This window comes from Salinivibrio sp. SS3, assembly GCF_001722105.1.
In the GTDB taxonomy this organism is placed as follows: Bacteria; Pseudomonadota; Gammaproteobacteria; order Enterobacterales; family Vibrionaceae; genus Salinivibrio; species Salinivibrio kushneri.
This window is the reverse complement of record NZ_MEBQ01000045.1, coordinates 305,967-332,145: the sequence shown is the minus strand read 5'-3', so window position 1 is coordinate 332,145 and position 26,179 is coordinate 305,967. Positions and strand designations below refer to the sequence as shown.

The following is a 26,179-nucleotide window of genomic DNA, read 5'->3' as shown; positions in this document are numbered from 1 at the left end:
ATCTCGGCGTTAATCTTGTTTATCGAGCTGATTTTCCAGCTCTTTGAGCCGCTTGTGCATCTCATCAATCTTGAGTACACGTGCGGCAGTCTTCCGCCACTCGCGGTTGGGCTGCAACGGAATGCCGGACGAATACATGCCCGGCTCAGTGATTGGCCGCATCACCATCGCCATTCCCGTGATGGTCACGTTATCTGTGATTTCCATATGGCCATTAAACACGCTGGCGCCGCCGATGATGCAGTGTTTGCCTACTTTGAGGCTGCCTGCCATCACAGTGGCACCCGCGATTGCTGTGTTCTCACCGATCGACACATTATGCGCAATCTGGCACTGGTTGTCGATAGTCACTCCATCAGCAATTTCGGTATCATCCAATGCCCCACGGTCAATGGTGGTACACGCACCAATTTCGACGCGATCCCCGATCACAACGCGGCCAAGCTGAGGGATTTTCACCCACTTGCCTTTATCATTGGCATAGCCAAACCCGTCCGCACCGATCACGGTACCCGCTTGAATCAAGCAGTCCTGCCCTATCACTACCTCATGATAAAGCGTGACATTCGCCCAAAGCTTGGTACGCGCGCCCACTTTTGCCCCTTTACCGACAAAGCAACCCGCACCGATTTGTGCTCCATCGCCAATAAGCGCGCCAGATTCAATCACCGCATTCGGGCCAATTGCCACGCCCTCTCCCAACACCGCATCGTCAGCCACCACCGCGGATGCGGCAATATCGGTGGCACAAGCGGGCGTCGAGTCGAGAATCTGCGCCACTTTGGCGTAAGCCAAGTAGGGGTCTGACACGACCAAGGCGTTGCCTTGGCAATACGACAGATCGCCCTCTTTTAGCATCACAGCACTGGCGCGGCACAGTGACAAGTTTTTACGGTATTTAGGGCTGGATAAGAAGGTAATTTGCCCTTCTCCCGCTGAATTCATCCCTGCAAGCGAGTTTATCGTTACAGCGCCATCTCCGTGGAGCTGTGCATCCAGTTTATCCGCTAATTCAGCGAGAGTAATCGAAACCATGGGCTCCTCGACGGTTATTTAACTGCGTTGATCACTTTTTCAGATAAGTCATCACTTGGGTTGGCGTATAAAACGGCATTAGCATCAATCACCATGTCATAGCCTTCTTGCTCGGCTACTTGGTCAACCGCTGTCTTGAGCTTTTTGACTAGTTTAGACTCTTCTTGACCACCACGCTTGCGTTGATCTTCTTGGAGCGCTTTCACTTTCAGCTTGTAATCCGACTCCATCGATTGGAGTTTGCGCTGCAGCTTCACGCGCTCGTCTTCACTCATCAGCTCACCATTACGCTTGAGCTTCTCTACGCCTTCAGAGAGCTTCTCTTTCAAGCGTTCAATTTCGGCCACTCGGTCTTTAAATTCACCGCGTAGCTTCTCATTGAGGTTGTTTTTCTTCGCCAGTTGCGACATCACGGCCCCGGTTGATACGTAGCCCACCTTCTGTGCAGCATCAGCCGCTGATGCGTACATGGACGTTGTCAATACCGCGACACTCAGTCCCGCTGCTTTCAAAAATGATTTCACAATAGTCTCCTTTCTGATCATCAGAATGTGCGCCCGATCGTGAAGGTAAAGAACTCTTCATCGTCGCCAGGCTGGCTTGTAATAGGTTTTGCGATGGAAAATACCAAAGGTGCCATCGGGGACATCCACTGCAATGCCATGCCGTAAGAGGCACTGATATTGGAGGGATCGGAATAATCCTTAATATTATCCCGACCACTGTAATCAGCAGCAGCGGATACGTCATACTCGGTATCCCACACTGAAGCGGCATCGATAAACACACTGGTACGGATTTGTTCACGCGCTTCCTCTGAAGCAAACGGTGTTGGCACAATCAACTCGGCACTGGCGCGTGCCATAGCATTACCGCCTACAGAGTCTGAAGAGCCGTAATCTCCTTCATTCTTTTCAACATCGTCACTACCAGGCTGTGTGGAGCCGCCGTTCTCATACACTGCTTTCGGCCCAACCGAGTTTGAGCGGAAGCCACGCAGTGACGAGAAGCCCCCTGCGTAATAGTTTTCATAAAACGGCAGCATATGATCTTGGCCATTGGTTTGACCATAACCGTTACCATACGCAAGTCGACCACGCATCAACAGCGTAAACTCGTGCTCTTGTGTCAGCGGCACGTATTGGCGGATGTCATACTGCATTTTAAAGTACTGCACATCCGAGCCAGGTACCGTCATCCGATACGATGCGCGTTGGTAGTTCCCCGCGGTTGGGAAGTAGCCGCGGTTGAGATTATTGCGCGTCCAGGATACCGACATATCAAAGTCGTCAACTTCCAGGCCTTCATTGTGATTAAGGTTATCTTGGTGAAGGTCTAAGAACTTATCAATTTGATAATAACTGCCGAGGTTCTCAATCTTGTTGTGGGTGTACCCAAGCGAGAAATCAATCGAGTTCAGCTCGTCAGTCCAAAAGCCCCATGTGAGGTTGGTACCGTAACTTTGGTTGGTGTACTCAACGATATTGGCGTCACGGGCTTCAAACTCGTTATAAAATACCTTACCGCCGAGGCTCACACCGTCGAGGGTAAAGTAAGGGTCACGGTACTCAAGCGTCAGGTTTTTGCGATAGTCGTTGACCATGGCGTTGATACCAAAGCGGTTCCCAGTGCCCGCAAAGTTATCTTGCTGTAAGCCGAGCTGTAAGCTCGCACCAGACTCGGTGCCATAACCGATACCAAAGTTGATACTGCCGGAGTTAGCTTCTTTAACCTTATAATTAACGTCGACTTGATCATCAGTGCCTGGCACCCGCTGGGTATCCACTTCCACGTTCTGGAAAAAGCCGGTACGACTGAGGCGCTCTTTACCACGAGTAACCGCTTTTGAGTTAAGCCAAGTGCCTTCAAGCTGTCGCATTTCACGGCGCAACACTTCATCTTTGGTGGTGGTGTTGCCTGAAAAACGCACATTGCGCACATAAATACGCTTACCGGGCTCAACGTTGACCGTTAACGACACCTGCTGATTATCATCATCAAAGCTGGGTAGGGTGTTCACTTTCGGATAAGCAAAGCCTGTCTCGCCCAGGTGCCGTTTAATCGCCTCTTCAAGTGCGGTCACTTTATCGCCGTTGTAGGTATCGCCACGGGTAAAGGTGACCAATGAGCGATAAGTGTCTTCATTCTGTGGATCGCCACGAAAGTCTAAATCAGCGACCTGATAAGGCTTGCCTTCATTGACATTTAAGGTGATGTACACCCCTTTTTTGTCAGGTGAAATCGCCACTTGTGTCGACTCAACACGGAACTTCAAATAACCACGGTTTAGATAAAAACTGCGTAGTTTCTCAAGATCGCCCGCAAGAACCTGTTTTTGATACTTTTCATTGGCGAGAAAGTTCCACCACGGCACATCGGCACGCAAATCAAAATTATCGCGTAATTGCTCATCACTGAACACATCATTACCGACAAAGTTAATTTGCTCAATTTTGGCAGACACACCTTCGGTGAAGACAAATTTCAAATCAGCGCGGTTGCGCGGCAAGGGCGTCACGACGGCTTTCACCGACGCACTGTATTTACCCACACTGTAGTAAAAGTCCTCGAGGCCTTTTTCGATTTTGCTCAGTTGGGTGCGATCGAGCGCTTCACCAACCCGAAGGCCTGACGACGTCAGGTTCTCTTTTAGCTGCTCTTCCTTGATTGCCTTGTTACCCGAAAAAGAGATACTGGCAATAGTCGGACGCTCCACCACTTTGACCAGCAGGGCGTCGTCATCGCGATACACGCGTACATCCTCAAAGTTACCTGAGGCAAAGAGCGCGTTGATGACGTCTGCGACATCTTCATCGTCAACCTTGTCGCCGACCCGCACAGGCATCGACAATAAAGCGGCCCCTAAACTGACGCGTTGTAGTCCCTCAAAGCGGATATCGCTGACTTGGAATGCGTCAGCATGCGCCATACTGCTGCTTACTAAAAGAGACGCTATTAATAGTTTTTTCATCGCCATCTGCTATCTGACTTATCCTTGAATACTAACCGTTTAAAGTCGGGCGAAGTCGTTAAACAATGCCACTGCCATTACCATCATCAACACGGCAGCGCCGATTCGATACCCAAAATCCTGCACACGCTCCGATACCGGTCGCCGTGTGACAGCCTCAATCCCAAAGAACAGCAAATGGCCGCCATCCAATACGGGCAGAGGGAGTAAATTGATAATGCCCAGGTTCACGCTAATCAGTGCCATAAACCCTAAAAATGAGATCAACCCGATCTCCGCGGTCATCCCCGCGCCTTTTGCTATCGATATAGGGCCGCTCAAGTTATTCACCCCTACATCGCCCGTAATCAGCTTTTTGATCATATTGACCGTCATACTGATCACTTGGCCTGTTTTATCTACCGCTTCAGGTATCGCGGCTAGTGGTCCATATTGCTGAGTGAACCGATATGAATCCGGCCACGGTTCCATTTGCGGCGCAATACCGGCATAACCTATCACTTTACCATCGCCTTGGCGCGCATCCGGCGTTAGCACCACAGACTGTTGCTGTCCTTCTCGCATGACCATCAGTGACAACGCTTGATTCGGGCTGGCTTTAATCACCTCGACCAAACGCTGCCATGACGACAGCTCGGTGTCACCCGCGGCAATAATTGTATCGCCTTGCTTGAGACCCGCCTGCTCTGCCGCGCTTCCCTCTACCACTTGCGCGATCGATAACGTTATCGCAGGGCGATAAGGCGTGATCCCTAATGTCGTCAGTGGCGATTGCTTTTCTGGATTAAACTGCCATCGGTCTAAGTCCAGTTGATAATCTCTATCATAACTGGATGTAGGCGTCGGCTTCGCGGTGAGGGTCATGCTCTCATCACCGATATGGCCGATCAACGCAAAATTCACAGCTTGCCAATCAGCGGTTTCGACGCCTGAAACTTGGGTTAGTTCCATCCCTGACTCAATTCCCGCGTCCGCCGCGATCGAGTTGGGTGCAATTTCACCAATCACTGGCTTTACCGCGGGCACACCTATCATCATCACCAGCCAGTATGCAAAAACGGCAAAGACGAAATTAGCGATGGGGCCAGCAGCAACAATCGCACTGCGCTGCCATAAAGGTTGGTTGTTGAAAGCAAGGGGTTTGTCCGCCTCAGGCACTGCCTCAATACGCTCGTCCAACATTTTGACATAGCCACCAAGAGGAATAGCAGCAATCACGTACTCAGTGCCGTCCTTGCCATATTTGCGCCATAGTGCACGGCCAAAACCAATGGAAAAGCGCTCTACCTTCACGCCACAACGACGAGCGACCCAGAAATGACCAAACTCATGAATCGCAACCAGTATTCCCAGTGCGACGATAAACGCCGCTGCATTCCATAGAAACCCACTCATCGTGCCACCTTAGCAATCTGCTCATTTGCAGTCATGCGCGCTATTCTATCCAGCTCAAATAAGCAATCCAAGCTTGTCGGTGTCGGGAGCGGCAACTGAGTCATAACCTGCTCATTAATACGGGCAATATCCATAAAACCCACTTTGCCTGCCAAGAAGGCCGCCACGGCTTGTTCATTGGCCGCATTCAAACTTGTCGTTGCCGCCTGTCCTTGCTCACACGCTGCCATGGCGAGCGATAAGCATGGGTAACGCCGGGCATCGGGGGCCATAAAGGTAAACTCACCAATTTGGGTAAAATCGAGGGGTGCGACAGGCGCTTGCACGCGTTCGGGGTGCCCCATCGCATGCGCAATAGGGGTGCACATATCCGGTGTCCCTAACTGTGCTAACACCGAGCCATCACACATCTGTACCATGGAGTGGATCACTGACTGAGGATGGATCACCACCTCCAACTGATCAGACTTGGCGTTGAATAACCAACGCGCTTCAATGTATTCCAAGCCTTTATTCATCATGGTGGCGGAATCAACCGAGATTTTCGGTCCCATCGACCAGTTAGGATGCGCGACCGCTTCTTCGATACTGACAGCCGCCAAGCTGTCCGGATCGCGATAACGGAACGGGCCGCCCGATCCCGTTAATAAGATTTTGTTGACCCCTGCGGCGTTAAGATCGCAGCGTCCAGGTGCTTGCTGTACCGCGTCAGGCAAGCATTGAAAAATGGCATTGTGTTCGCTATCTATCGGCAGCAGTTCTGCACCATACTGATGTACCGCATCAATAAAGAACTGCCCTGACATCACCAAGGCCTCTTTATTGGCCAGTAGCACACGCTTTCCTGCCTTAACCGCAGCCATGGTCGAAGGTAACCCTGCTGCGCCGACAACAGCAGCCATCACCATATCAACGTCCGGTAGTGAGGCGAGGTGGCACAGGCTCTCTGCGCCGCCAAGGACTTCGGTACGCAGGCCTTTCTCCGCAAGCGCTTTGCGCAATTGATGTGCCGCACCGTCATCCGCCATTGCGGCGTATGCGGGCTGCCAACGGACACACAAGGCGACCATTTTCTCAACATTGGTATGCGCCGCCAGTGCGGTGACGTCATACTGCTCAGGGTTCGCTTCCACCACTTTCAATGTGCTGGTACCAATCGAACCTGTCGCGCCTAAAACGGTGATTTTTTGCATGTAAACGACTCGTTTCACTTAATTCGCAAACGCGAAATACAACACGGTAAACACGGGGAATGCGGCTGTTAGACTGTCAATACGGTCGAGAATACCGCCATGACCAGGAAGAAGGTTACCACTGTCTTTGACCCCTGCCACACGCTTAAACATGCTTTCAGCAAGATCCCCCAACACCGAGGCTAAAGCAGTTACCACCGCAATCGCTAACAAGACCCCAAGGTTGGCAAAGTGAAGCTCTAACGCGTAGGCACCCAACCAGGTCACCCCGACCGCCGCGGCCAGCCCGCCCAGCAATCCTTCAAGGGTCTTGTTCGGGCTCACCGCCGGTGCCATTTTGTGTTTGCCAAACTTCTTTCCAGCAAAGTAAGCACCGCTGTCCGCACACCAAACCAGCACAAATACCAGCAGTACTAATTTGGCACCGTAGTAAGTGGAAAATTGATAATCCGCGGCGCGCAGTAACAACACACTCCACATAAAGGGCAACATAGTGAGCAAGCCAAACACCAAACGAAGGAGTTTACTGTGGGTCCAATAGCTGCCGGAGCGCGGGAATGCGAGCACAAGAACAGTAGCAAATAGCCACCAAGCCGCCCCTGTGGCGGCGACCGCAAAAGGCGGTAAACGGACGTGCCCTAATGCCATGGCGTCAAAAGGGAGAGCAAACAGAGACAATGCCAACGCCGCAGCGGGAATGATAAAAGTCAGCAGGCGTGACGACGCCGAAACAAATTGCGTCCACTCCCAAAGTCCAATAAGCGTGACGACCGCTATCGCTGCCACAAAGGCAGGAAACGGTAAGTAGAAAACGCCCGCGACCACTAACGGGACTAAAAAGGCCGCGGTTAAAACTCGTTGTTTGAGCAAACTGATTCCTCGTGGTTACTTATCCGTGGTTATCATGGCTTTAATTTGCTCGCCCGTGCAGCCAAACCGTCGTTCTCGGTTGACGTACCAAGCCACAGCATCATACAAACTCTGTTCGTTGAAGTCCGGCCAATACTGCTCAGTAAAACACAGCTCGGCATAAGCGGCTTGCCATAAAATAAAGTTACTGATGCGACACTCCCCGCTGGTGCGGATCATCAAATCCACGTCCGGTAAGTCAGCCAACATCAAATGGCGAGCAATATCTTGCTCACCGATATCGTTCGGTTGCAACTGCCCCGCGGCGACCTCTTCGGCCACTCGGCGTGTTGCCTGGGTAATATCCCACTGCCCACCATAGTTAGCAGCAATATTGAGCACCAAGCGATCATTGTTTGCCGTCAGCGCTTCGGCTTCAGCGATTTTGGTTTGCAGGGACGGGCTAAAGCGAGAGGTATCACCGATAATGCGTAATTGTACACCGTGACTGTCTAGCCGCTTGACTTCACGAGAAAGCACATTGATAAATAGCTCCATCAATACGCTTACTTCATCTTCAGGACGACGCCAGTTCTCGCTGCTAAATGCAAATAACGTCAGGGCTTTTACCCCGAGTTCAGACGCCGCTTTCACCGTTTTACGCACCGCTTTGACACCCGCTTTATGTCCAAACACACGGGCTTTGCCTCGTGCTTTGGCCCAACGTCCATTGCCGTCCATGATCACGGCAATGTGCTGCGGTAAAGCGGCAGATTCGAGCTGCGCATCAAGAGACTGGGAACTCATGTTTCTCCTTGGCAAATAAAAAGCGCTGTACTGCACGCACAGCGCTTTAGCATCGGCGGTAAAGTCTAATGAGATTTAGACTTCCATCAACTCTTTTTCTTTTGCATCAAGAAGTGCATCAACATTCTTGACCGCTTCATCGGTCAACTTTTGAATGTCATCTTGCGCGCGACGCTCATCATCTTCAGAGATTTCTTTGTCTTTAAGCAGCGCTTTAAGATCATTGTTAGCATCACGGCGAATGTTACGAATGGCTACACGACCTTGCTCGCCTTCGGCACGCACCACTTTCACCATGTCTTTGCGACGCTCTTCGGTCAACGGGGGCAAAGGAACACGGATCACTGTGCCGGCAGAGGCTGGGTTGAGGCCCAAGTCTGAGGTCATGATTGCTTTTTCAACCGCTTGTGTCACTTGCTTGTCGTACACGCTGATCGCCAACGTACGCGCATCTTCTGCAACAATAGAGGCCAGCTGATTCAAAGGGGTCGGTGCACCGTAGTACTCAACCGTGATCCCTTCAAGCAAGCTTGGGTGGGCACGGCCTGTGCGCAATTTACCTAGCGTGTGTTTTAGCGCGTCTACACTTTTATCCATACGCGCTTTGGCGTCGTCTTTTATGTCATTAATCACGGGAGTATCCTTGCGATTGAATTAGTTTGTAAGATTATGCCACCAATATCGGCTTAGCTGTTAGTGATCAAGGTGCCTTCTGCCTCGCCCATCACGACACGGCGTAATGCACCTGGCTTGTTCATATTAAAGACACGAAGGGGCAGCTTATGATCACGTGCTAGCGTAAATGCGGCCAAATCCATCACTTTCAACTCTTTTTCTAACACATCTTGGTATGTCAGCGAGTCATAAAGCGTTGCATCTGGGTTTTTGGTTGGGTCATCGCTGTACACACCATCGACCTTGGTTGCTTTAATCACGATATCAGATTCGATTTCAATACCGCGTAAACAGGCAGCTGAATCCGTGGTGAAGAAAGGGTTACCTGTCCCGGCGGAGAATATCACCACACGACCATTGCGAAGCTGGCTAATCGCTTCTGCCCAATTATAGCTATCACATACACCATTCAAGGGAATGGCCGACATCACTCGCGCGTTCACATAGGCACGATGAAGTGCGTCACGCATTGCCAACCCGTTCATCACGGTGGCTAACATACCCATGTGATCGCCCACAACACGGTTCATTCCCGCCTCAGCAAGACCAGCACCCCGGAATAGATTACCGCCACCGATAACCAAACCCACCTGAACACCCAGCTCGACCAGTTCTTTGATTTCTTGTGCCATACGATCTAGCACAGCGGGATCAATCCCGAATCCATCATCGCCCTGCAGGGCTTCACCGCTAAGTTTAAGTAAAATTCGTTGATAAGCTGGCTTAGGATTTGTGGTCATTTCACTACCTTTCTATTAGGCACTCGTTGGGGAAGAAGGTTATGGAAGACCGCGGCGAGTACCGCGGTCTGAGTCAGAAAAATTAGCTTTGTTGCGCCGCAGCAACTTCTGCAGCAAAGTCTACTTCTTCTTTCTCGATGCCTTCGCCCACTTCAAAGCGGATGAAGTCGGTCACTTCGGCACCTTTTTCTTTCAGCATTTGGCCCACAGTTTGTGATGGGTCCATCACGAATGCTTGACCTGTCAGAGAAATTTCACCGGTGAATTTCTTCATGCGACCAGCAACCATTTTCTCTGCGATCTCAGCAGGCTTGCCTGATTCCATTGCGATATCAACCTGAATTTGCTTCTCTTTCTCTACCACGTCGGCAGGTACATCTTCAGGGTTAACATAGTCAGGCTTAGACGCGGCAATGTGCATCGCCACGTGCTTGATGGTTTCTTCGTCCGCTTTTGCCGCAACGATAACACCGATGCGACCACCGTGACGGTAAGAACCCACTTTCTCGCCTTCGATGAATGAAACACGGCGGATATCCATGTTTTCACCGATTTTCGCAACTAGGTCAGCACGCTGCTGTTCAAATTTTTCTTTCAGCGCGTCGATGTCAAGGCCTTCGGCCAGTGCGGCTTCAGCAACTTGATCAGCAAACTCTACGAAGTTTGCGTCTTTTGCAACGAAGTCAGTTTCACAGTTGATCTCAACGATCGCTGCTTTGCCTTCGTTTTCTTTCACTAGGATCACGCCTTCAGCAGCAACACGGCCAGCTTTCTTCGCTGCTTTTGCCGCACCGCTCTTACGCATGTTCTCGATTGCTACTTCGATATCTGCGTTCGCTTCAACCAGTGCTTTTTTACATTCCATCATGCCAGCGCCAGTGCGCTCGCGAAGTTCTTTAACCAGGGCAGCGGTAACAGTTGCCATTGTTCAATCCTCGATTCGAAACTATTTGGGTAAAAAACAGGGGCCCGAAATCGGCCCCTGCTAACCATACTTAGCTTACAGCATGAAAGATGACACGCTGATGGCTAAGAACGCTCACAAGGAGCTGTCGTCTTATTCAGCGACTTCAACCAGCTCGTCTTCTGCTTGCGCAACGATGTCTTGGCTACGGCCTTCTTTGTAAGCGTCAGACGCGGCATTCAGGTAAAGCTGGATAGCGCGGATTGCGTCATCGTTACCTGGAATGACGTGGTCAACGCCGTCTGGGTTAGAGTTAGTATCTACCACTGCAAATACTGGGATACCCAGGTTGTTCGCTTCTTTGATGGCAATGTGCTCGTGATCCGCATCGATAACGAACATTGCATCAGGCAGGCCGTTCATGTTTTTGATACCACCCAGTGATTTGTCGAGCTTTTCCATCTCACGGGTGTACATCAGTGCTTCTTTCTTGGTCAGCTTCTCAAACGTACCGTCAGTAGACTGAGTTTCCAGGTCTTTCAGACGCTTGATAGATGTACGAACGGTTTTCCAGTTAGTGAGCATGCCGCCCAACCAACGGTTGCTTACATAAAACTGCTCGCAGTTTTCTGCTGCCGCTTTTACCGCTTCGCTTGCTGCGCGCTTAGTACCAACGAACAGGACTTTACCTTTACGCTCACCGATTTTTGACAGTTCAGCCAAAGCATCGTTAAACATTGGTACAGTTTTCTCAAGGTTGATGATGTGCACCTTGTTACGTGAACCAAAGATGAAAGGCTTCATTTTTGGGTTCCAGTAACGAGTTTGGTGACCGAAGTGTACGCCCGCCTTGAGCATGTCGCGCATTGAAACAGTAGCCATGATAATTTCCTCTTGGGGTTAGGCCTCCACATATCCCATCCACCGACCCGCTTGAGGGCACCCCGGTCAATGTGTCGATATGTGTGTGATTTAAAATAAAAAATGTTGAGTGAAGACCATCAAACTGAAACCCGGCTCAGCCAGATTGATCACAATGACGGTTTTCGGCGCGCTTTATACCACAAAAACACCAGTAAAATCCAGCAATATTGCGCATTCGGTCAAGCTTGGTTGCCACCGCCTCTCATCGGGATCCCGCCCCTTTTGGTTTCCAGAACGCAGATGGCTTGGTACCATAGCACCACGATCATACGGCTGCTCACCTCAGTCGCTGCGACAAGCGTAGCAGCTCTGGGCGGCTGTGCTCGATGATACCGAGCGTGAAAAGATCCGGCTCTCGTTCTCATCGTCATCATTGAGCGACCCAAATTAAAGTGAGAAAGCAAAATGACAATCCCGATTAAAACAGAAGAAGAAATTGAAAAAATGCGCGTCGCTGGCCGCTTGGCTTCCGACGTGCTCGTCATGCTTGGCGACCATGTAAAACCCGGCGTCACCACCCGTGAGCTGGATGACATTGCCCACCAATACATGACTGAAGTGCAAGGCACGACACCGGCCACCTTGGATTATCATGGTTTTCCCAAATCCATGTGCACCTCGATTAACCATGTGGTTTGCCATGGCATTCCGAACGATGACGATGTGCTGCAAGAGGGCGATATCGTCAACATCGATGTCACTGTGATCAAAGATGGCTACCATGGCGACACCTCAAAGATGTTTTTAGTCGGTGAGGTGTCTTTGGAAGACAAACGTCTATGTCGTGTCACACAAGAAAGCCTCTATCACGCGATCAAAAAGGTCAAACCCGGGGCAACCGTGGGCGAGCTTGGCTCCGCCATTCAAAAATTCATTAAAAATAGCAATACACGCTACTCGATCGTGAAAGAGTACTGTGGGCATGGCATTGGTGCGAGCTTCCATGAAGATCCTCAAGTGGTGCACTACAAAAATAATGATCGCACTGTACTCAAACCTGGCATGTGCTTCACCATCGAGCCTATGATTAATGCAGGTAAATACGGTACCGTGCTTGATGAAGACGACGGCTGGACGGTGTATACCATCGACGGTAAGAAATCGGCCCAGTGGGAGCACACCCTGCTGGTCACCGAGACTGGCGTCGAGGTATTAACGCTGAGAGAGGAAGAAAACCTCCCGCGTTACATCAACCACTAATCCACCCCATAAAAGCCGGCTTCGCTCCGGCTTTTTTTTGCGCAAAGGATCGCCATGACAGACACAGTGATTACGCCACAACATCTCGGGGATGATCAGCTCGACCCCATTACTCTAAAAGCCCAATTCCAGCAATTGCTTGAGCAGCAAAAACAGGACTTTTTGGCCAATGTCCCTGTGGCGGAATTGGTATACCAGCGCACCGATTATATGGATGCCTTATTGGCGCGCTTGTGGCATCACTTTGGGTTTGCACAAACCTCACTTGCCCTCGTCGCGGTAGGGGGATACGGCCGGCGTGAGCTGCACCCCCTGTCGGATATCGATTTACTCCTACTTTGCCAATCCCCACTGGATACCCATCAGCAACAACGTTTAAGCGATCTGCTGACCCTCTTATGGGATTTAAAGCTTGAAGTCGGCCACAGTGTACGCACCGTCGACGAGTGCATTCGTGTTGGGCTGGACGATTTGACTGTCGCCACCAACTTGCAAGAATCTCGCTTATTATGTGGTGACGCTCAGCTTTTTGAGGCGCTTGAAGCGCGCGTGCATGATGACAGTTTTTGGCCCAGTGAGCGCTTTTATCGAGCCAAAGTCGACGAGCAAAAAGCGCGTCATCGCCGCTACCATGATACGGCCTACAAGCTTGAGCCTGATTTGAAACTCAGCCCTGGCAGTCTGAGAGACATCCATACCTTGTCTTGGATTGCGCGCCGTCACTTTGGCGCCACCAGCTTACGAGAGATGAGCGACTTTGGCTTTTTGACCGACGCGGAATTTCGCGAACTCAATGAGTGTCAAAACGTATTGTGGCGTATTCGCTTTGCGCTTCACCTTGAGCTGCGCCGTTACGACAACCGCCTGACCTTTGCACACCAAACATCGGTCGCGGCGCTGCTTGGCTATCGTGGTGAAGGCAACCGTGCAGTCGAAACCATGATGAAAGACTTCTTCCGCACGCTTGGACGCGTCGGCGAGCTTAACAAAATGCTGCTACAAATCTTTGATCAAGTGATCATCGACAATGGCCGCACGGGTGACGTTGAGGTGTTAAGTGACGATTTTCAGCGCTGCGGACGCACCATCGAAGCGCGTAAACCCGCGCTATTTCAAGCGCGACCGGAAACCATTCTCGATATGATGCTGCATATCGCTAACGACACCTCGATTGAAGCGATTGCGGCGCCTACCCTGCGGCAGTTGCGTACAGCAAGACGTCGACTCAATCACTTTTTGTGTCAGCAAGAAGACGCACGTGAAAAATTCATGGCCTTGGTTCGTCACCCCAATGCGCTGCACAAAGCGTTCGGTTTAATGCACCGCCACGGGGTGATGTCCGCCTACCTGCCGCAGTGGAGTCAAATTGTCGGCCAAATGCAATTTGACTTGTTTCATGTCTATACCGTCGACGAACATACCATTCGCCTACTCAAACATATGCGCTTGTTTGATTACGAGGCCAACCGAGATCGCCATCCCATTTGTTGTGATGTTTTCCCCCGCCTAGCACGCCGCGAGCTTTTACTGATTGCGGCCATTTTTCATGACATTGGCAAGGGGCGCGGTGGCGATCATAGCGAGATTGGCGCCATTGAATCGCATGATTTTTGTTTAGAGCATGGTTTATCCAAACCAGAAGCAAACATTGTCAGCTGGCTGGTCCGTAACCACTTACTGATGTCCGTCACCGCGCAGCGCCGTGATATTTATGATCCTGATGTGATTACTGACTTTGCCAAAGAGGTGCGTGATGAAGAGCGGCTGGATCTTCTCCTTTGTCTTACCGTGGCCGACATCAATGCCACCAACCCAGATTTATGGAACAGTTGGAAACGCACACTGATCGCAGAGCTATATTACTCGACACAAAAAGCACTGCGCCGCGGCTTAGAAAACCCACCAGATGTACGTGAACGCATTCGTCATAACAAACACTTAGCAGCTGCCATATTGCGTAAACAAGGCCATAGTCCCAGGGATATAGAAGTCTTATGGCAGCGTTTTAAGGCGGACTACTTTCTGCGCCATACCCATAAACAAATTGCTTGGCACAGTGAACATCTCCTTCATCACGCCGGCGACACCCCACTAGTGCTGGTCAGTAAAAAAGCAACCCGTGGCGGGACCGAGATTTTTGTTTACTGCCAAGATAGGCCCAGCTTGTTTGCACGCGTGGTGGCGGCACTCGATAAGAAAAACCTGAGCGTCCATGATGCACAAGTGATGACCAGTAAAGATGGTCACGCCCTCGATACCTTTATGGTGCTAGACCAAAATGACGAGGCCATTCCTCTTGACCGTCACCCAAGCATTATCGAAGGGGTCAGCAAGGCACTGGCAGAAACCGGGACAATGACTATCCCCAAACGGCGAGCACCGCAAAAGCTTCAGCATTTTTCGGTTAAAACCCAGGTCCTTTTCTTACCCACGAAAAACGGTCGTCGCACATTGATGGAGCTGGTGGCACTCGACACACCTGGACTACTGGCTCGGGTCGGGGCCGTCTTTGCGCGCCAAAATGTCAGTGTCCATGCCGCTAAAATCACCACCATTGGTGAGCGCGCCGAAGACTTTTTTATCGTCACCGACGCAGAGAACCAAGCATTAACCTCCGAGCATCAGGCACAGTTAAAAGCGGCACTGGAAAAAGCGCTCGCGCGCGCCAAATAACAAGCGCCCCCTATCAATCATGCAAAGCGACAATGAGTGCGTCGCTTAATAGAGGCAACATTCAACCATGAGGTGGCTATGTATCAGCAGTTGAAAAACATTGGCATTGAACATCCGGAAAAAATTGAGCGTTATTCACTGCGTCAAGAAGCCAGTTATGACACGCTCAAAGTCTACTTCAGCAAGCAAAAGGGCGATCTTTTTGCGCGAAGCATGAAGTTTAAGTATCCACGCCAGCGGAAAAATGTGGTTGTCGACAGCGGCACCGGCCGGTCTCGAGAAGTCACTGAGATCAATCGCAGCCTGTCTCTGGTGATCGATGAACTGGATCGTATCGTTCAGCACGAGCAAACAGAGCAAGACGTGAAGCAAAAGGTACTCACCGATCTCCGTCATCTGGAAAAAGTGGTTGCTAGTAAGATTGCCGAAATCGAAGCCGAGCTAGATAAGCTCTAACACAACCTATGTGGGAGCGGCCTGCAAGGTGCGGCCTGCAAGGGATTACCGACACGGGGCGATTTACCCCGAACAGGTGATGCCAGGCACATCCCACTCCAGTGCCGATAGAACATGCTGCCACCTAGTATCGAACGGTGCCTGTACCTTGACCGTCTCAGCGCTAACGGGATGGATAAACTGTATCTCGCTAGCATGAAGTAACAGCTGATGGCAGTGAAAGTGCTCGCGGAAAACACGATTGTGTCTCCCGTCGCCATGGGTAGTATCGCCAATAATCGGATGGCTGAGGTGATGCATATGACGACGCAATTGGTGTTTTCTTCCCGTTTGCGGCTGCATCGCCACCAGGCTATAGCGGCTGGTCGCATACCGCCCCGTTGCGATGGGAAGCTCCACCGATGCCAGTGGTTGATAGTCCGTCACGGCCGGCTTGGCCGTCGGTGTCTGGCTCGCGTCTTTGTCCGCGATCTTGTCTTGCTCTTCCACCAGTGGGTAATCGAGTCGACCAGGCTCTGTGATCCAGCCTCTGACCACCGCATAGTAGGCTTTTTTTATCTGCCCTTGCGCAAACTGAGGCATCATCAAGGATGCCACTTCGCGAGAAAGCGCAAAAACTAAGACCCCGGAGGTGGGTTTATCGAGCCGGTGTAAAGGATAAACATGCTGACCGATCTGATCCCTCAATGTCTGCATCACAAAGCGTGTTTCCCCTTTATCCAGCCACGAACGATGGACCAGCATCCCTGCGGGCTTATTCACCACAACCAACGACGCATCACGGTATAAAATAGATAAAGGTTGTTCACTCATCATTGGGTTAACAGCGCGTCAATACGATAAGTCACTTTGACCACCGCCGTCGCCCCTTGATGATCTTTCATCGCTTCTTCCACATAGGGGGCGATTTCAAAATTGCTTGGCAACGGCTGGCGAGCAACAACCAAGGCACGCATTTTGGGTAAAAAGATCCACTGTAGCCACTCATGGCAATCAAGCGTATCCACCGCAAACGGCTCGGTACTGGCTAGTCGTTTAGATGATGGTGGCTCGGATTGGAGCAGATCACAGGCGTCGAGCAACTGTTCGAGTTCATCAAGAAGTTGCTCACATTGTTGGTGAAGAGTCATTGACAACCTCATCATTAATCAAATTAGAAACCGCGAAGCATAGCACGTTCCCAGCCAAGACAACATCAACTCGACAAGCATCTCACCGGTAAAAACTGATATACTCGCGCGCATTAAGCGATAACCAAGAGCGGACATCATGGAAACGGTTCACGCCCTCAGCGCCCTATTTGACCACGCCGATTGCCAATTCAGTGTTTACGACTTAGGTCGTCGTGTTTGTCAGCTGGATGAAACGACCTTTCGCGCGGTTGAGGCCAATCAACAGCCTTACCCTCACCCCTTGCGTCAACATGCCCACATAGCTGTCGCTTTCTGGCCACCAGGGGGTGCCCCTTGGGTATGGTTTTTAAAAATGCCTCTTGATGAGCGGGGCTTGCTCAACCACACCGCAATGGGAGACTTTTTGCAGTATGTCAGCGCGGCCATGGGCGAGCGCCTAACCGCGACACCGAATAAAGAGCAACGTGAAAAACTGGCCAACAACCCCTATACCTTTACTCCCACCGACGACAAGATGGCAATGTTTCATGCCACATTGACTTATCAACTGGGCCGGCCAGCCAGCCAGTATTATGATCATGCCCAACATTATTTAAATGGCGAGCTTGGCTGGGATAACTGGCAAGGGGTTGGCCTGCAGGGGCTCGCTGATACCTGTGTACGCATGGCCGAGCAAAACAATGCCACTCGTATCCGCAAAGCGCTGAACAACCTTCCAACGACGCCGCTGTATGCCCTGCTGGGCTGCTTAGAGCATTGCCAAATCAATGAAAAGCTCGCGGCAAGCGTACGCGACATGTTTAGCCAAATGTGTCAGGCTCAGGAAGTGGATCTTTTCTTGGTTAGCGCCTTACTCCGCGCACATGCGGGTGCCCCAACAGCTACGCGTCATCATTTGATCGCGGCCGTGCTGGACAAACCCGAACTACACCATCGCGAGATTTTTGTTGCGATTGCAGGGCGCTGTTGGGAGAGTTTAACGGACGACACCGTGCTGGATCGCTTTTTGATTGCGCTTGCCGATCAGCACGATACGGCACTGTTTCAACAAATCTATGCCGATCTTGTGATGCTGCCACCGCTTCGCGGCGCACTGCTTAGCCGTTTGCACGGTGATACCTCGCCAGCGCTGACCCAGGCGATGGCACGTATGCAACAAGCTGTTAGACAGACCCCTAATGATCACTGATCTGTTGACCATTGTCTTAGTCGTTGTCGCCGCCTTGCTGTTTTGGCAACAGCGGCGACAATCCGAGCAAGCACACCAGTACATTCGCCAATACTGCCAGCGGATGGAGTTGCAATTATTGTCTATCGCACGAGGTCACCACACCCTACGCAGAACCGAACAAGGGTGGCAATGGCTCACCCAATACTGGTTCGAGTTTTCTGCCACCGGGGATGATCATTACATCGGTCACGCTCAGCTTCGAGGGTTAAGGTTAAAGGCGATAGACACTCCCGTTCATGCGATGCCGAGATCTGGCCAAACCAACGGCTAGCTCTCACTCAATATTGATAATAAAAAGGCAGGGAGAATTATTCGCGCGACGTGAAAAGCTGTACTAGATTGGAAGTATGGTGCACACGCAAGGTTAGTGCTAACGGTGCGTGACAGGGAGTCGCCAGTGTCGGGTTAACCGGCCAGAAAAAAGGAAAGGGCGCAGCTTGCGCCGCGCCCCAGAGTTTTACTTGCAGCCATCCTGCTACTAAAAGGTGCTCCCTGCATCATTCCTTGATCAGTCGCCGATTCCTTCAGCGTCGTTCCATGTCTCTCCGTCTTGGAGGTGTCCTTTCGTCATCCTGACAAACCGAAATTCCCGTTTTCGATAAGCTCTCCATCCTGGAGGTGTCCATGACTTCGTCCTGAAGTTGTCCTTAAGCCCCCATCCTGGGTTGTCCTAAGTCTTCCTGACGTACAAGCTCCCTGCTTGTAGAGAACGGCTCCATCCGTTGTCCTTTTCGCAATCCATGCCAGCGCTTCTTCCTGAAGTACTGCCTCATCCTGAGGTACCAAGTCCTTGGTGATTCCTGTTCCCTGTGTCAGTTCCCTTCCGACACCCATAAGATTACGCGACTGAGCGTTTGGTACAAGCCATTCTCGCCTGCTTAATCTCTCATTTTTTATCTTGAACAAAGAAATATTATGTAAGTCCATATAATAAAATAAAAAATAAAAAATAGGAGGTCGATTTTCGTAGCAAGATTCTGCTTTTGTCCCACGCCCTTGTAAGAGATATCGCACACTGAGCAGGGAGCTTTTCTATTCTTTGTTCTTTGCTCACCGACACCGCTTTCATCAAGCACAGAGTAGCGGCTGCTACTATAGTGAGTATAGACGCTTATCAAGCAAGTAGGAGTGGCAATGGAAACCTTTCAACATGACTTACAGCACCTGTTTGAACAACTGGGCTTAGCGACCGATAAGGCCTCGATTGAACACTTCCTATCCAGCCACTGCTTGGTGGAAGGACAAACACTGGTCGATGCCCCATTTTGGAGTGCGGCACAACGGGCATTTATTGATGAAGCCATCAAGGAAGACGCCGATTGGGCGGAACAGGTTGATATGCTTGATGCGCGACTGAGAAAGCCCTAATCTTTCCTTCTCCTGTCATGTCGCTAGGATTAACTGATGAGCTATCAAGCTGAGCTGGCGCGAGCACTCAAGGTGCTCGACGCAAAAGGGCAAACCGTCACCGTGGCGAAAGTAAAAGCCCAATTGACCACGCAAGTCCCTTTACCCTTGATTATCCAAGCGGTGAAAAGTGCGAAAGCCAATACACCACTCCCCGAAATGCCTAGCGATGACGCGAGGCTATCCGATGCTGAGCGTATCAGCCAACTCGAACAACAAGTGGCCGAGTTGAGCGAGCGATTAGCGACGCTAGAAGCCCAGCATTTAAACCGCTAAGCCAGCTTAAAGTCCCAAGAAAGATTGGATACTAACCGGCAACGATCGCACTTAAACAGGAAGATATCGTGTAGTGGGGTTTCAAGCCGCCAAGGCTCGCCACACTGGGGGCATGAGCGTTCAAGCTCACTCTCTTTGTCTTTACCGCCCACACGATATTGATAATAGTAAGTCGGCGTGCCCGTTAAGTACTCTATCCGCCCACGTAAATCCCAACCGCGCTGAAATAGGCGCGTATTGGGACATCCAATTTCATTCAAGCCTGCAAATTCGGCATCGCTGGCACCGGCCATTTGTAATTCATCACAGGCTTGCCATTCTGTTTGCCATTTGATGACCGCTTTGTGATCACCGTTAAAGGTGGCGGGTAAGCGATAAAGCGGGATGGGTAGCAGGGTATCGCCACAACGCAGCGGCGAACACGTGTGAACAAAGGTGGTGTAAAGCACTTGCCAAGTCGGTGAGGCACTCGGAGCGGCTTGTTCCGAGTTCAAATCGCGCCCTAGCACGCGCACTTTCGGTTGGGTTAAGCACGCCTCGACGAGCTGCTGCAACGCGCGTTTCACTTGTGGGCTGTGAAAGCGTGGGTGCAAGGCGTCTTCATCTGGGCACACCACACGAAGCTGAAACTGGCCTTCTTGCATCAAGATCGGAAACTCGCGTCCGAGCACCTGGCCATTATAACGCAATGCATCCATGAGGCCGTTGATGGTGCGGTCGACCGCACTAACGGTGGTATTATCAAAGCACTCAAAGGTCAATTCCGTGAGAATCATGCCACATCAACCTCTAGTGCTGCGAGAAATGTTTCCAGATTGGGGGCAATCACATCACGCGTCCCTTTATTCAGGGTTTCTCTGATCACTTCCCCACTCATGTTATCAATCGCAATGATCACCATTTCATCGTCTGTGGTCGCGATAAAGACACTCGGCGTAAGCTTGCGCTGACGCTGCATCATCAGATGTCCCAAGATGTTTTCTTGTAAGCGCGCCAAGTCATCGTCACTCCACACCTGAAGCAAGCTTATCGACTCCCCCTGATAACGCACCGATAAATCTGCACAATAAAATGCGTTATAAAAATCTTTAATATCACTGTGCAAACGTAAGGCTATCGCTTGTTCTACATTGGAAAAATCAGCCAACGCGTCGCGCTTGACTGGTTGCCATTGTAGTTGGTGGTCATTTTCGCTCACGACACAGGGAGATGGCAGTCCAATGTAAGCCTCTGTACAGGGTAAATGTTGATACTTACCCTGCCATACCGCCATATAATTCTGTGTTAGCGCCCAAAGGGCACGATGTACTGTGTTCTCCATTCGCAACCTATAGCAAGATTCAGTAAACTTTACCCATTCTACTTGAATCAATAGCAGATCCGTATGAGCAATTATCAAGATGCCGATGCCCTCGCCAATTTATCGCTTGGCGAAAAAACAGATTACCCAACCCAGTACGATCCGTCACAACTGCGTGCTGTCCCTCGCGCGCTAAATCGTCAGGCCATCGGACTCGATAATGCGCCGATGCCCTTTACCGGTTACGACACCTGGACCTTGTATGAGCTGTCATGGCTCAACCAAAATGGTTTGCCCCAAGTGGCGATTGGCGAAGTCCGTCTCCCGGCCTCTAGCCCCAACTTGATCGAGTCAAAATCATTTAAGCTTTACCTCAATAGCTTTAATCAAACCCGCTTTGATAACTGGCAACAGGTAGCTAACGCATTGCAAACCGATTTATCCGCCTGTGCGGGCGAAGAGGTAGATGTCACTTTATCCCCGCTCAGTGAGTTAGAGGGAGAAACCATCGCTGGCCTCGCGGGTGAATGTATCGATCACCAAGACATCAGCATCGACGACTATACCTTTAATCCAGACTGGCTCGACGGTGCCGCTCAAGGCGCGGTTGTGTCTGAGACCCTTCACAGCCATTTACTCAAATCAAACTGCCTGATTACCAATCAGCCAGACTGGGGCTCGGTGAGAATCGCTTATAAAGGTAACAAGATAAACCGTGAGAAGCTGCTTCGCTACTTGGTGTCATTTCGTGAGCACAATGAGTTTCATGAGCAATGCGTGGAGCGCATTTTTATGGATATCATGCGTTTTTGTCAGCCGGAAAAACTCACCGTTTATGCCCGTTACACGCGTCGCGGTGGTTTAGATATTAATCCATACCGTACGAACATGGGTAAAACGCCAAGCGAAAACAACCGTTTGGCAAGACAATAACACCACAGGCTGCCTGCGGGCAGCCTTTCTCTCATCGCTTTATTTAGAGGATGGCGCATGCGCATCAGCCGACTACTCGTAGGCCTGCTTTTTTGGTTAACGTCGATAACGGCGTTTGCCGCTATCCACTCCTCACCTGTGCTAACCAATGCCGAAAAGCTTCTCGAAACGTCTCCAGCGCAATCGTTGGAAATCAGCAATCGGTTTTTAGCCCAACGCCGCCTAACCACAGGCGCCAATCGCTCACATGTGAATAACGACACGGATCGTTCGATTCGCACGCCATTGCATACCGTGTATGCCTATTTGATCAGTGCTCGAGCTTATGCTTATCTCGATCAACCGGTTGAGGCTAAAGCGGCGCTACAAAAAGCCTATCAAGTGGTCGATGAATACGACTTAAAACACGTACAAGTGCAAGTTTTACTGACCGAAGCCTCTCTTATCTGGCACCTTGATCGCGATTCAACGCGCGCCCTCGCGACACTCAATGCCGCCCAAAAAGCGATTGAAGCCTTGCCGGAAAACAGCTTAAACGGTCAAGAAAGTCGTTTTAAAAGTGCTTTACTGCGCGCCAATATTCTCGCCGCCACCGCAGACAGTGACACCGCGCTTGTCGCCTATGAAAATGCGCGCAGCCAGCTTAATAGTGATCCCCAAGATTTACGGGATAAAGTCGAGTTTCAGCTCTCACTGGGTGGCTTTTTACTCGACCAGAAGCAACATGAGAGTGCCCTGACCGAGTTACTCAGCGCTTTCTGGATAGCCAGCGAGAACGAATACACAGCATTGATTGCTGGTGCCAATATGAAACTGGCCAGGCTGTATAATCAGCAAGGCGCGCTTAAGCAAGCCCTTGAGCACGCGAACCAAGCCGCTGCCTTTTTTGAGCATTATTCATTAAGCCGACGCTTATCAGCATCACAGCGCCTCTTGGCCACCATTTACGAGCAACAAGCCCGTTATAATTTTGCCTTGGTGCATTATTTTAATGCACTTGAAATTGAGCAAGCACTCGGTCGTCTCCAACCGCTTGCACAAGTCCATCTGGCCATCGCCCGCACCTATTATCAGCTAGAGCATTTCCCGCTCAGTGACAGATACATCCAAGATGCGTTAAGACTGGTCGGTAGCCTACCCAACTCGCCCCTGACCACACAGGCAATGTTGTTGCAAGGACGTATTCATCTTGCGCTTTCTCAACCCAAGCAAGCAGAGAAAGAAATTCGCACCGCGCTAGAGCGAGCAGAGGAAGAAAAAGACTTTCAAACCATGACGATGGCGCATCATGCCCTCTCCAAAGCTTTGGAGTCGCAAGGCAAGTATCAAGCGGCCCTGATGATGCAACGTGATTATGAAAAGCTGCGCGCGCAGCAACTGCAATCAGAGCGACAGCAACAAGCCGATACCTTTAAACAACAACAGCGTGTGGTCGAGCGGCAGCTACAGATGGATGAGCTGCAGCGCCAGCTAGATAGCGCACATCAAGAACAGCTTCACTTACAAAAGGTCAACTATTTCCTATTAGGCAGCCTTGGGGTGTTAGTGGCCATTGTTTACCTTCGTCATCGTGCCGCGGTGATGCGTCAGGGAGAACTCGAAGAGCTGCGTGATGATTTTTATACGCACCCACGTACTGGGCTGAGAAACTTACGCATGCTCAATGCCAAGTTACCGCGTTCGTTGGAAAAAAGTAACGCCAACTTTGAGCAATGGTATCTGAACGACATGATCCATCAGCCACTGAGTGATCGGCTCCGCTTTGCCATGTTCGACGTTGCCTTTCTTAAAGCGTTATTTTTGCGTCTCGGCTATCAAAGGGCGCAAGATATCGAGCGTCAGCTTGGCGACTATTTGTCCGAGCGCGTCACTCAATCTGGCCGCTTATATCATTTCGCCGATACCTTGTTTATTTATATCGAGACCAATTGGGAGCAAGATACCCAGCCTGATGCACTTGCTCATTTTGTGCAGTCTTTGATCGCAGACTTTGTCAGCCACTACCAAAGCAGTCAGGCACACACGATGAGTGAAGGTGACTCATCCCCGGCGCTCACGCCGCAAGTCGCCATTGGTCTCGCGGAGTATCCTTTTTTACCACGTGCGTACACATCGATTAATGACCAAGAGTTGATCGAGATTTTATTAACGGCGACCCATCAAGCCAGTGATCTCGCGCAACAGACCGGAGAAAGTCATTGGGTACACTTTAGCGCAATTAACACAGCGCCCGCCGCGAGCTTCGTCAATACCAACTTACGTCATGCTTGCTTGAAAGGCATTGATTCTGGATTAGTGAAGGTTAAATCTTCAGCTAACGACTTGTTGAACTGGCAGAAGGATCACGAATCTGATAAAAAGCCAGCGTCAGTTATTGATGACCAGAGCAATAAGTCGGTATAGCTACGGGTAGTTAGTGAAGCTGTTTTCGCTACCAATGGCACCAAAACGCGAACATAATCAGGTATTTACTCGATAAAATGACTAAGTCCACCCCATCACCGTTGTCGGCCCAGACCGCTCAGGCGGGTAGTAATGCGTCGCCCTCAGCGTATCGGGAGCTGGCGCTCAGGTCGCGTCGAGAAATCCATAGCCTTAAACGGCTGGTGTCGCGCTTTATCGCCACGTGCTCGGGTAAAAATAACTTGGTCGACCAAAAGCTGGCCGAGTTCCGTGACGTATTGTATTCAACGCAGGATGTTAGCGCGTTGCTCCCGCGTTTAGCCGTTATTGAACGCATGGTGGGTCATCAAAACATGACACAAGCAAAAGCACAGTCACACCTCGATGAGCAATTTCACACCAGTGGTGAAACACTACAGCGAGTGACAGGTCTCCCCGTTCAATTGAAACGCGACTTGCGAGATCTATTGGCGCAACCGGCGAACGGTGATACCGAACGCACACAGCACCTCATTAAGTTACTTCAACTTTACGAACGCGCCGTGACCTTGCAAGTTGCCAGGCCCCGTACTCAGCAAATACCAGACATCGACAACGATCAAATACGTCGCGTCGCTGACGAACTACAAAATCTGATTACAGAACTCGATATCGACGGTCAAGCAGGCGACAGGTTGCTTGAAATCCGCCGTGAACTGCTAACCGATATATCACCGGCTACCGTGGTGTCTTTAACGTTAGCGGCGCTCAAACTGATTCTGGAAGCCACCCAATCTGAGCGGCGCGCTTCGCAGCAATTTCTCAGTCAAGTCAATGATGACCTCGTATCAATAAGCCAACAAAATACCCGTGCGCATGATCATGCCAGCCAGCTGCGACTGGCACACCAAAGTGTCGATCAGCGACTCGATCGCACCATTACCGATATTGAACACGAACTCAAACTAAAAGGCGCGGCAAAAGCCAACCCAGAAGCCGCATTAACCCAAGCGCTTGCAGAGCTGCAAGTGATCGCGCAAGAAAATAAAGCGCTCAAAAATCGCGAGCAAGCCTTGGAAGAGCAATTAGCACACAATCAAAACCAGCTTAGCGCCTTAGCAGAGCAAACCCTCGATCAACACCGCCGTATCGGTGATCAGGAGCGCAAACGTCTGTTAGATCCACTTACCCGTGTCTACAACCGTGCCGCCCTAAACGATCGTTTGGAACATGAGTATCGATTATGGAAAAAGTACCAGCGTGAGTTTTGCCTTGCCGTCGTTGATCTTGACCACTTTAAACAAGTGAATCAGCAATTTGGCTACGAAGTCGGTGATAAAGCGTTGAAAGTTATCGCGCGCACCATCTACCAATGCTTACGCGACACCGACTTTATTGCCCGCTTTGGTGGCGAAGAGTTTGTGATTTTGTTACCTGATGCCGACGATGAAACGCGCACTGATATTTTGGCTAATATTAGCCACACCATTCGTAAACTCCCGCTGAAGTTTAAAAACGAGCGCGTGTCAATTAGCGTCTCAATTGGTGCCACCCTCTTCCAAGGTGAAGATACCCCCACACCGGTGCTAGAGCGTGCTGACCAAGCGCTCTATCAAGCGAAAAACAGTGGTCGCAACCAAATCATCTGGTGTTAATTTTTACTGGTCAATTATGGCTAGCGTGTGTATTTTTAAT

25 protein-coding genes are annotated in these 26,179 nt (G+C 50.7%); 10 read left to right on the top strand and 15 right to left on the bottom strand.

The annotated features are described in order from the left end of the window. Positions 1-9: 9 nt before the first annotated feature. From lpxD to rpsB, 11 genes are all read right to left on the bottom strand, one after another. Positions 10-1,035 (bottom strand): UDP-3-O-(3-hydroxymyristoyl)glucosamine N-acyltransferase, encoded by a 1,026-nt coding sequence (lpxD, locus tag BGL48_RS15840; protein WP_069363548.1) that lies wholly within the window; start codon positions 1,033-1,035, stop codon positions 10-12. Positions 1,036-1,049: 14 nt separating this feature from the next. Continuing rightward, entirely contained in the window at positions 1,050-1,559 is a 510-nt protein-coding gene (locus BGL48_RS15835) for an OmpH family outer membrane protein (protein WP_069363547.1), read from the bottom strand. Between the two features lie 20 nt (positions 1,560-1,579). Then, entirely contained in the window at positions 1,580-4,012 is a 2,433-nt protein-coding gene (gene bamA, locus BGL48_RS15830) for an outer membrane protein assembly factor BamA (RefSeq protein ID WP_069363546.1), read from the bottom strand. A gap of 33 nt (positions 4,013-4,045) precedes the next feature. Next, the gene (gene rseP / locus BGL48_RS15825) at positions 4,046-5,401 is read right to left on the bottom strand and encodes a sigma E protease regulator RseP (protein WP_069363545.1); all 1,356 of its coding nucleotides are present in this window, start codon (positions 5,399-5,401) and stop codon (positions 4,046-4,048) included. Further along, positions 5,398-6,594, bottom strand: coding sequence for a 1-deoxy-D-xylulose-5-phosphate reductoisomerase (ispC, locus tag BGL48_RS15820; RefSeq protein WP_069363544.1), 1,197 nt, complete (start codon positions 6,592-6,594; stop codon positions 5,398-5,400). Before ispC ends, rseP begins: the two co-directional genes overlap by 4 nt. 18 nt (positions 6,595-6,612) lie before the next feature. Beyond that, a complete protein-coding gene (locus BGL48_RS15815; protein ID WP_069363543.1) occupies positions 6,613-7,464 on the bottom strand; it encodes a phosphatidate cytidylyltransferase in 852 nt (283 codons plus the stop codon). A 15-nt stretch (positions 7,465-7,479) separates the two neighbouring features. Then, positions 7,480-8,250, bottom strand: coding sequence for an isoprenyl transferase (locus tag BGL48_RS15810; RefSeq protein WP_069363542.1), 771 nt, complete (start codon positions 8,248-8,250; stop codon positions 7,480-7,482). Between the two features lie 75 nt (positions 8,251-8,325). After that, on the bottom strand, positions 8,326-8,883 hold the full coding sequence (frr, locus tag BGL48_RS15805) for a ribosome recycling factor (protein WP_069363541.1): 558 nt from the start codon (positions 8,881-8,883) through the stop codon (positions 8,326-8,328). Between the two features lie 53 nt (positions 8,884-8,936). Beyond that, a complete protein-coding gene (gene pyrH, locus BGL48_RS15800; RefSeq protein WP_046074177.1) occupies positions 8,937-9,665 on the bottom strand; it encodes a UMP kinase in 729 nt (242 codons plus the stop codon). Between the two features lie 82 nt (positions 9,666-9,747). After that, positions 9,748-10,590: a translation elongation factor Ts gene (gene tsf / locus BGL48_RS15795; RefSeq protein ID WP_069363540.1), complete on the bottom strand. Its 843-nt coding sequence runs from the start codon at positions 10,588-10,590 to the stop codon at positions 9,748-9,750. 132 nt (positions 10,591-10,722) lie between these two features. Next, positions 10,723-11,451, bottom strand: coding sequence for a 30S ribosomal protein S2 (gene rpsB / locus BGL48_RS15790; protein WP_046074175.1), 729 nt, complete (start codon positions 11,449-11,451; stop codon positions 10,723-10,725). Positions 11,452-11,898: 447 nt separating this feature from the next. On the opposite strand from rpsB, the gene map reads away from it, so the two are divergent. The 3 genes from map to BGL48_RS15775 all read left to right on the top strand — a co-directional run bounded on the left by map (position 11,899) and on the right by BGL48_RS15775 (position 15,822). Further along, positions 11,899-12,693 (top strand): type I methionyl aminopeptidase, encoded by a 795-nt coding sequence (gene map / locus BGL48_RS15785; protein WP_069363539.1) that lies wholly within the window; start codon positions 11,899-11,901, stop codon positions 12,691-12,693. Positions 12,694-12,747: 54 nt separating this feature from the next. Further along, positions 12,748-15,366 (top strand): bifunctional uridylyltransferase/uridylyl-removing protein GlnD, encoded by a 2,619-nt coding sequence (glnD, locus tag BGL48_RS15780; RefSeq protein ID WP_069363538.1) that lies wholly within the window; start codon positions 12,748-12,750, stop codon positions 15,364-15,366. A gap of 78 nt (positions 15,367-15,444) precedes the next feature. Then, a complete protein-coding gene (locus tag BGL48_RS15775) occupies positions 15,445-15,822 on the top strand; it encodes a DUF3461 family protein (RefSeq protein ID WP_069363537.1) in 378 nt (125 codons plus the stop codon). A 63-nt stretch (positions 15,823-15,885) separates the two neighbouring features. On the opposite strand, the gene truC is transcribed toward BGL48_RS15775, so the two are convergent. Together truC and BGL48_RS15765 are read right to left on the bottom strand one after the other, a co-directional pair. Then, positions 15,886-16,638: a tRNA pseudouridine(65) synthase TruC gene (gene truC / locus BGL48_RS15770; protein WP_241824114.1), complete on the bottom strand. Its 753-nt coding sequence runs from the start codon at positions 16,636-16,638 to the stop codon at positions 15,886-15,888. Beyond that, positions 16,635-16,952 carry a YqcC family protein gene (locus BGL48_RS15765; RefSeq protein WP_069363535.1) on the bottom strand — a complete coding sequence of 106 codons (318 nt, stop codon included), beginning with the start codon at positions 16,950-16,952 and terminating at the stop codon, positions 16,635-16,637. The genes truC and BGL48_RS15765 overlap by 4 nt, the downstream gene beginning before the upstream one ends. 139 nt (positions 16,953-17,091) lie before the next feature. Between BGL48_RS15765 and BGL48_RS15760 the strand changes: the two genes are divergently transcribed. The 4 genes from BGL48_RS15760 to BGL48_RS15740 all read left to right on the top strand — a co-directional run bounded on the left by BGL48_RS15760 (position 17,092) and on the right by BGL48_RS15740 (position 19,869). Continuing rightward, positions 17,092-18,144, top strand: a complete 1,053-nt coding sequence (locus BGL48_RS15760; protein WP_069363534.1) for a DUF3549 family protein — start codon at positions 17,092-17,094, stop codon at positions 18,142-18,144. After that, positions 18,134-18,457, top strand: a complete 324-nt coding sequence (locus BGL48_RS15755; protein ID WP_069363533.1) for a DUF3301 domain-containing protein — start codon at positions 18,134-18,136, stop codon at positions 18,455-18,457. The genes BGL48_RS15760 and BGL48_RS15755 overlap by 11 nt, the downstream gene beginning before the upstream one ends. Positions 18,458-19,320: 863 nt before the next feature. Then, the gene (locus tag BGL48_RS15745) at positions 19,321-19,554 is read left to right on the top strand and encodes a DUF2789 domain-containing protein (RefSeq protein WP_069363531.1); all 234 of its coding nucleotides are present in this window, start codon (positions 19,321-19,323) and stop codon (positions 19,552-19,554) included. A gap of 36 nt (positions 19,555-19,590) precedes the next feature. Continuing rightward, positions 19,591-19,869, top strand: coding sequence for a hypothetical protein (locus BGL48_RS15740; RefSeq protein ID WP_069363530.1), 279 nt, complete (start codon positions 19,591-19,593; stop codon positions 19,867-19,869). Here the strand turns inward: BGL48_RS15740 and BGL48_RS15735 are convergent. Continuing rightward, entirely contained in the window at positions 19,866-20,645 is a 780-nt protein-coding gene (locus BGL48_RS15735; RefSeq protein ID WP_069363529.1) for a Zn-ribbon-containing protein, read from the bottom strand. The two genes, BGL48_RS15740 and BGL48_RS15735, sit on opposite strands and share 4 nt — an antisense overlap. Beyond that, positions 20,642-21,190, bottom strand: a complete 549-nt coding sequence (gene syd, locus BGL48_RS15730; protein WP_069363528.1) for a SecY-interacting protein — start codon at positions 21,188-21,190, stop codon at positions 20,642-20,644. Before syd ends, BGL48_RS15735 begins: the two co-directional genes overlap by 4 nt. Before the next feature lie 63 nt (positions 21,191-21,253). Between syd and queF the strand changes: the two genes are divergently transcribed. The 3 genes from queF (at position 21,254) to BGL48_RS15715 (ending at position 26,139) form a co-directional block, all read left to right on the top strand. Further along, on the top strand, positions 21,254-22,102 hold the full coding sequence (gene queF / locus BGL48_RS15725; protein WP_069363527.1) for an NADPH-dependent 7-cyano-7-deazaguanine reductase QueF: 849 nt from the start codon (positions 21,254-21,256) through the stop codon (positions 22,100-22,102). 57 nt (positions 22,103-22,159) lie between these two features. Continuing rightward, positions 22,160-24,505: a tetratricopeptide repeat protein gene (locus tag BGL48_RS15720; RefSeq protein ID WP_069363526.1), complete on the top strand. Its 2,346-nt coding sequence runs from the start codon at positions 22,160-22,162 to the stop codon at positions 24,503-24,505. Positions 24,506-24,582: 77 nt separating this feature from the next. Beyond that, positions 24,583-26,139 (top strand): GGDEF domain-containing protein, encoded by a 1,557-nt coding sequence (locus BGL48_RS15715; RefSeq protein WP_069363525.1) that lies wholly within the window; start codon positions 24,583-24,585, stop codon positions 26,137-26,139. Positions 26,140-26,179: the final 40 nt, after the last annotated feature.

Bases quoted from the DNA above. Each gene is read 5' to 3' on its own strand.
- lpxD (WP_069363548.1), bottom strand. From the start codon at position 1,035: ATGGTTTCGATTACTCTCGCTGAATTAGCGGATAAACTGGATGCACAG.
- bamA (WP_069363546.1), bottom strand. From the start codon at position 4,012: ATGGCGATGAAAAAACTATTAATAGCGTCTCTTTTAGTAAGCAGCAGT.
- rseP (WP_069363545.1), bottom strand. From the start codon at position 5,401: ATGAGTGGGTTTCTATGGAATGCAGCGGCGTTTATCGTCGCACTGGGA.
- ispC (WP_069363544.1), bottom strand. From the start codon at position 6,594: ATGCAAAAAATCACCGTTTTAGGCGCGACAGGTTCGATTGGTACCAGC.
- BGL48_RS15810 (WP_069363542.1), bottom strand. From the start codon at position 8,250: ATGAGTTCCCAGTCTCTTGATGCGCAGCTCGAATCTGCCGCTTTACCG.
- pyrH (WP_046074177.1), bottom strand. From the start codon at position 9,665: ATGACCACAAATCCTAAGCCAGCTTATCAACGAATTTTACTTAAACTT.
- tsf (WP_069363540.1), bottom strand. From the start codon at position 10,590: ATGGCAACTGTTACCGCTGCCCTGGTTAAAGAACTTCGCGAGCGCACT.
- rpsB (WP_046074175.1), bottom strand. From the start codon at position 11,451: ATGGCTACTGTTTCAATGCGCGACATGCTCAAGGCGGGCGTACACTTC.
- map (WP_069363539.1), top strand. From the start codon at position 11,899: ATGACAATCCCGATTAAAACAGAAGAAGAAATTGAAAAAATGCGCGTC.
- glnD (WP_069363538.1), top strand. From the start codon at position 12,748: ATGACAGACACAGTGATTACGCCACAACATCTCGGGGATGATCAGCTC.
- BGL48_RS15775 (WP_069363537.1), top strand. From the start codon at position 15,445: ATGTATCAGCAGTTGAAAAACATTGGCATTGAACATCCGGAAAAAATT.
- truC (WP_241824114.1), bottom strand. From the start codon at position 16,638: ATGATGAGTGAACAACCTTTATCTATTTTATACCGTGATGCGTCGTTG.
- BGL48_RS15765 (WP_069363535.1), bottom strand. From the start codon at position 16,952: ATGACTCTTCACCAACAATGTGAGCAACTTCTTGATGAACTCGAACAG.
- BGL48_RS15760 (WP_069363534.1), top strand. From the start codon at position 17,092: ATGGAAACGGTTCACGCCCTCAGCGCCCTATTTGACCACGCCGATTGC.
- BGL48_RS15755 (WP_069363533.1), top strand. From the start codon at position 18,134: ATGATCACTGATCTGTTGACCATTGTCTTAGTCGTTGTCGCCGCCTTG.
- BGL48_RS15745 (WP_069363531.1), top strand. From the start codon at position 19,321: ATGGAAACCTTTCAACATGACTTACAGCACCTGTTTGAACAACTGGGC.
- BGL48_RS15740 (WP_069363530.1), top strand. From the start codon at position 19,591: ATGAGCTATCAAGCTGAGCTGGCGCGAGCACTCAAGGTGCTCGACGCA.
- BGL48_RS15735 (WP_069363529.1), bottom strand. From the start codon at position 20,645: ATGATTCTCACGGAATTGACCTTTGAGTGCTTTGATAATACCACCGTT.
- syd (WP_069363528.1), bottom strand. From the start codon at position 21,190: ATGGAGAACACAGTACATCGTGCCCTTTGGGCGCTAACACAGAATTAT.
- queF (WP_069363527.1), top strand. From the start codon at position 21,254: ATGAGCAATTATCAAGATGCCGATGCCCTCGCCAATTTATCGCTTGGC.
- BGL48_RS15720 (WP_069363526.1), top strand. From the start codon at position 22,160: ATGCGCATCAGCCGACTACTCGTAGGCCTGCTTTTTTGGTTAACGTCG.
- BGL48_RS15715 (WP_069363525.1), top strand. From the start codon at position 24,583: ATGACTAAGTCCACCCCATCACCGTTGTCGGCCCAGACCGCTCAGGCG.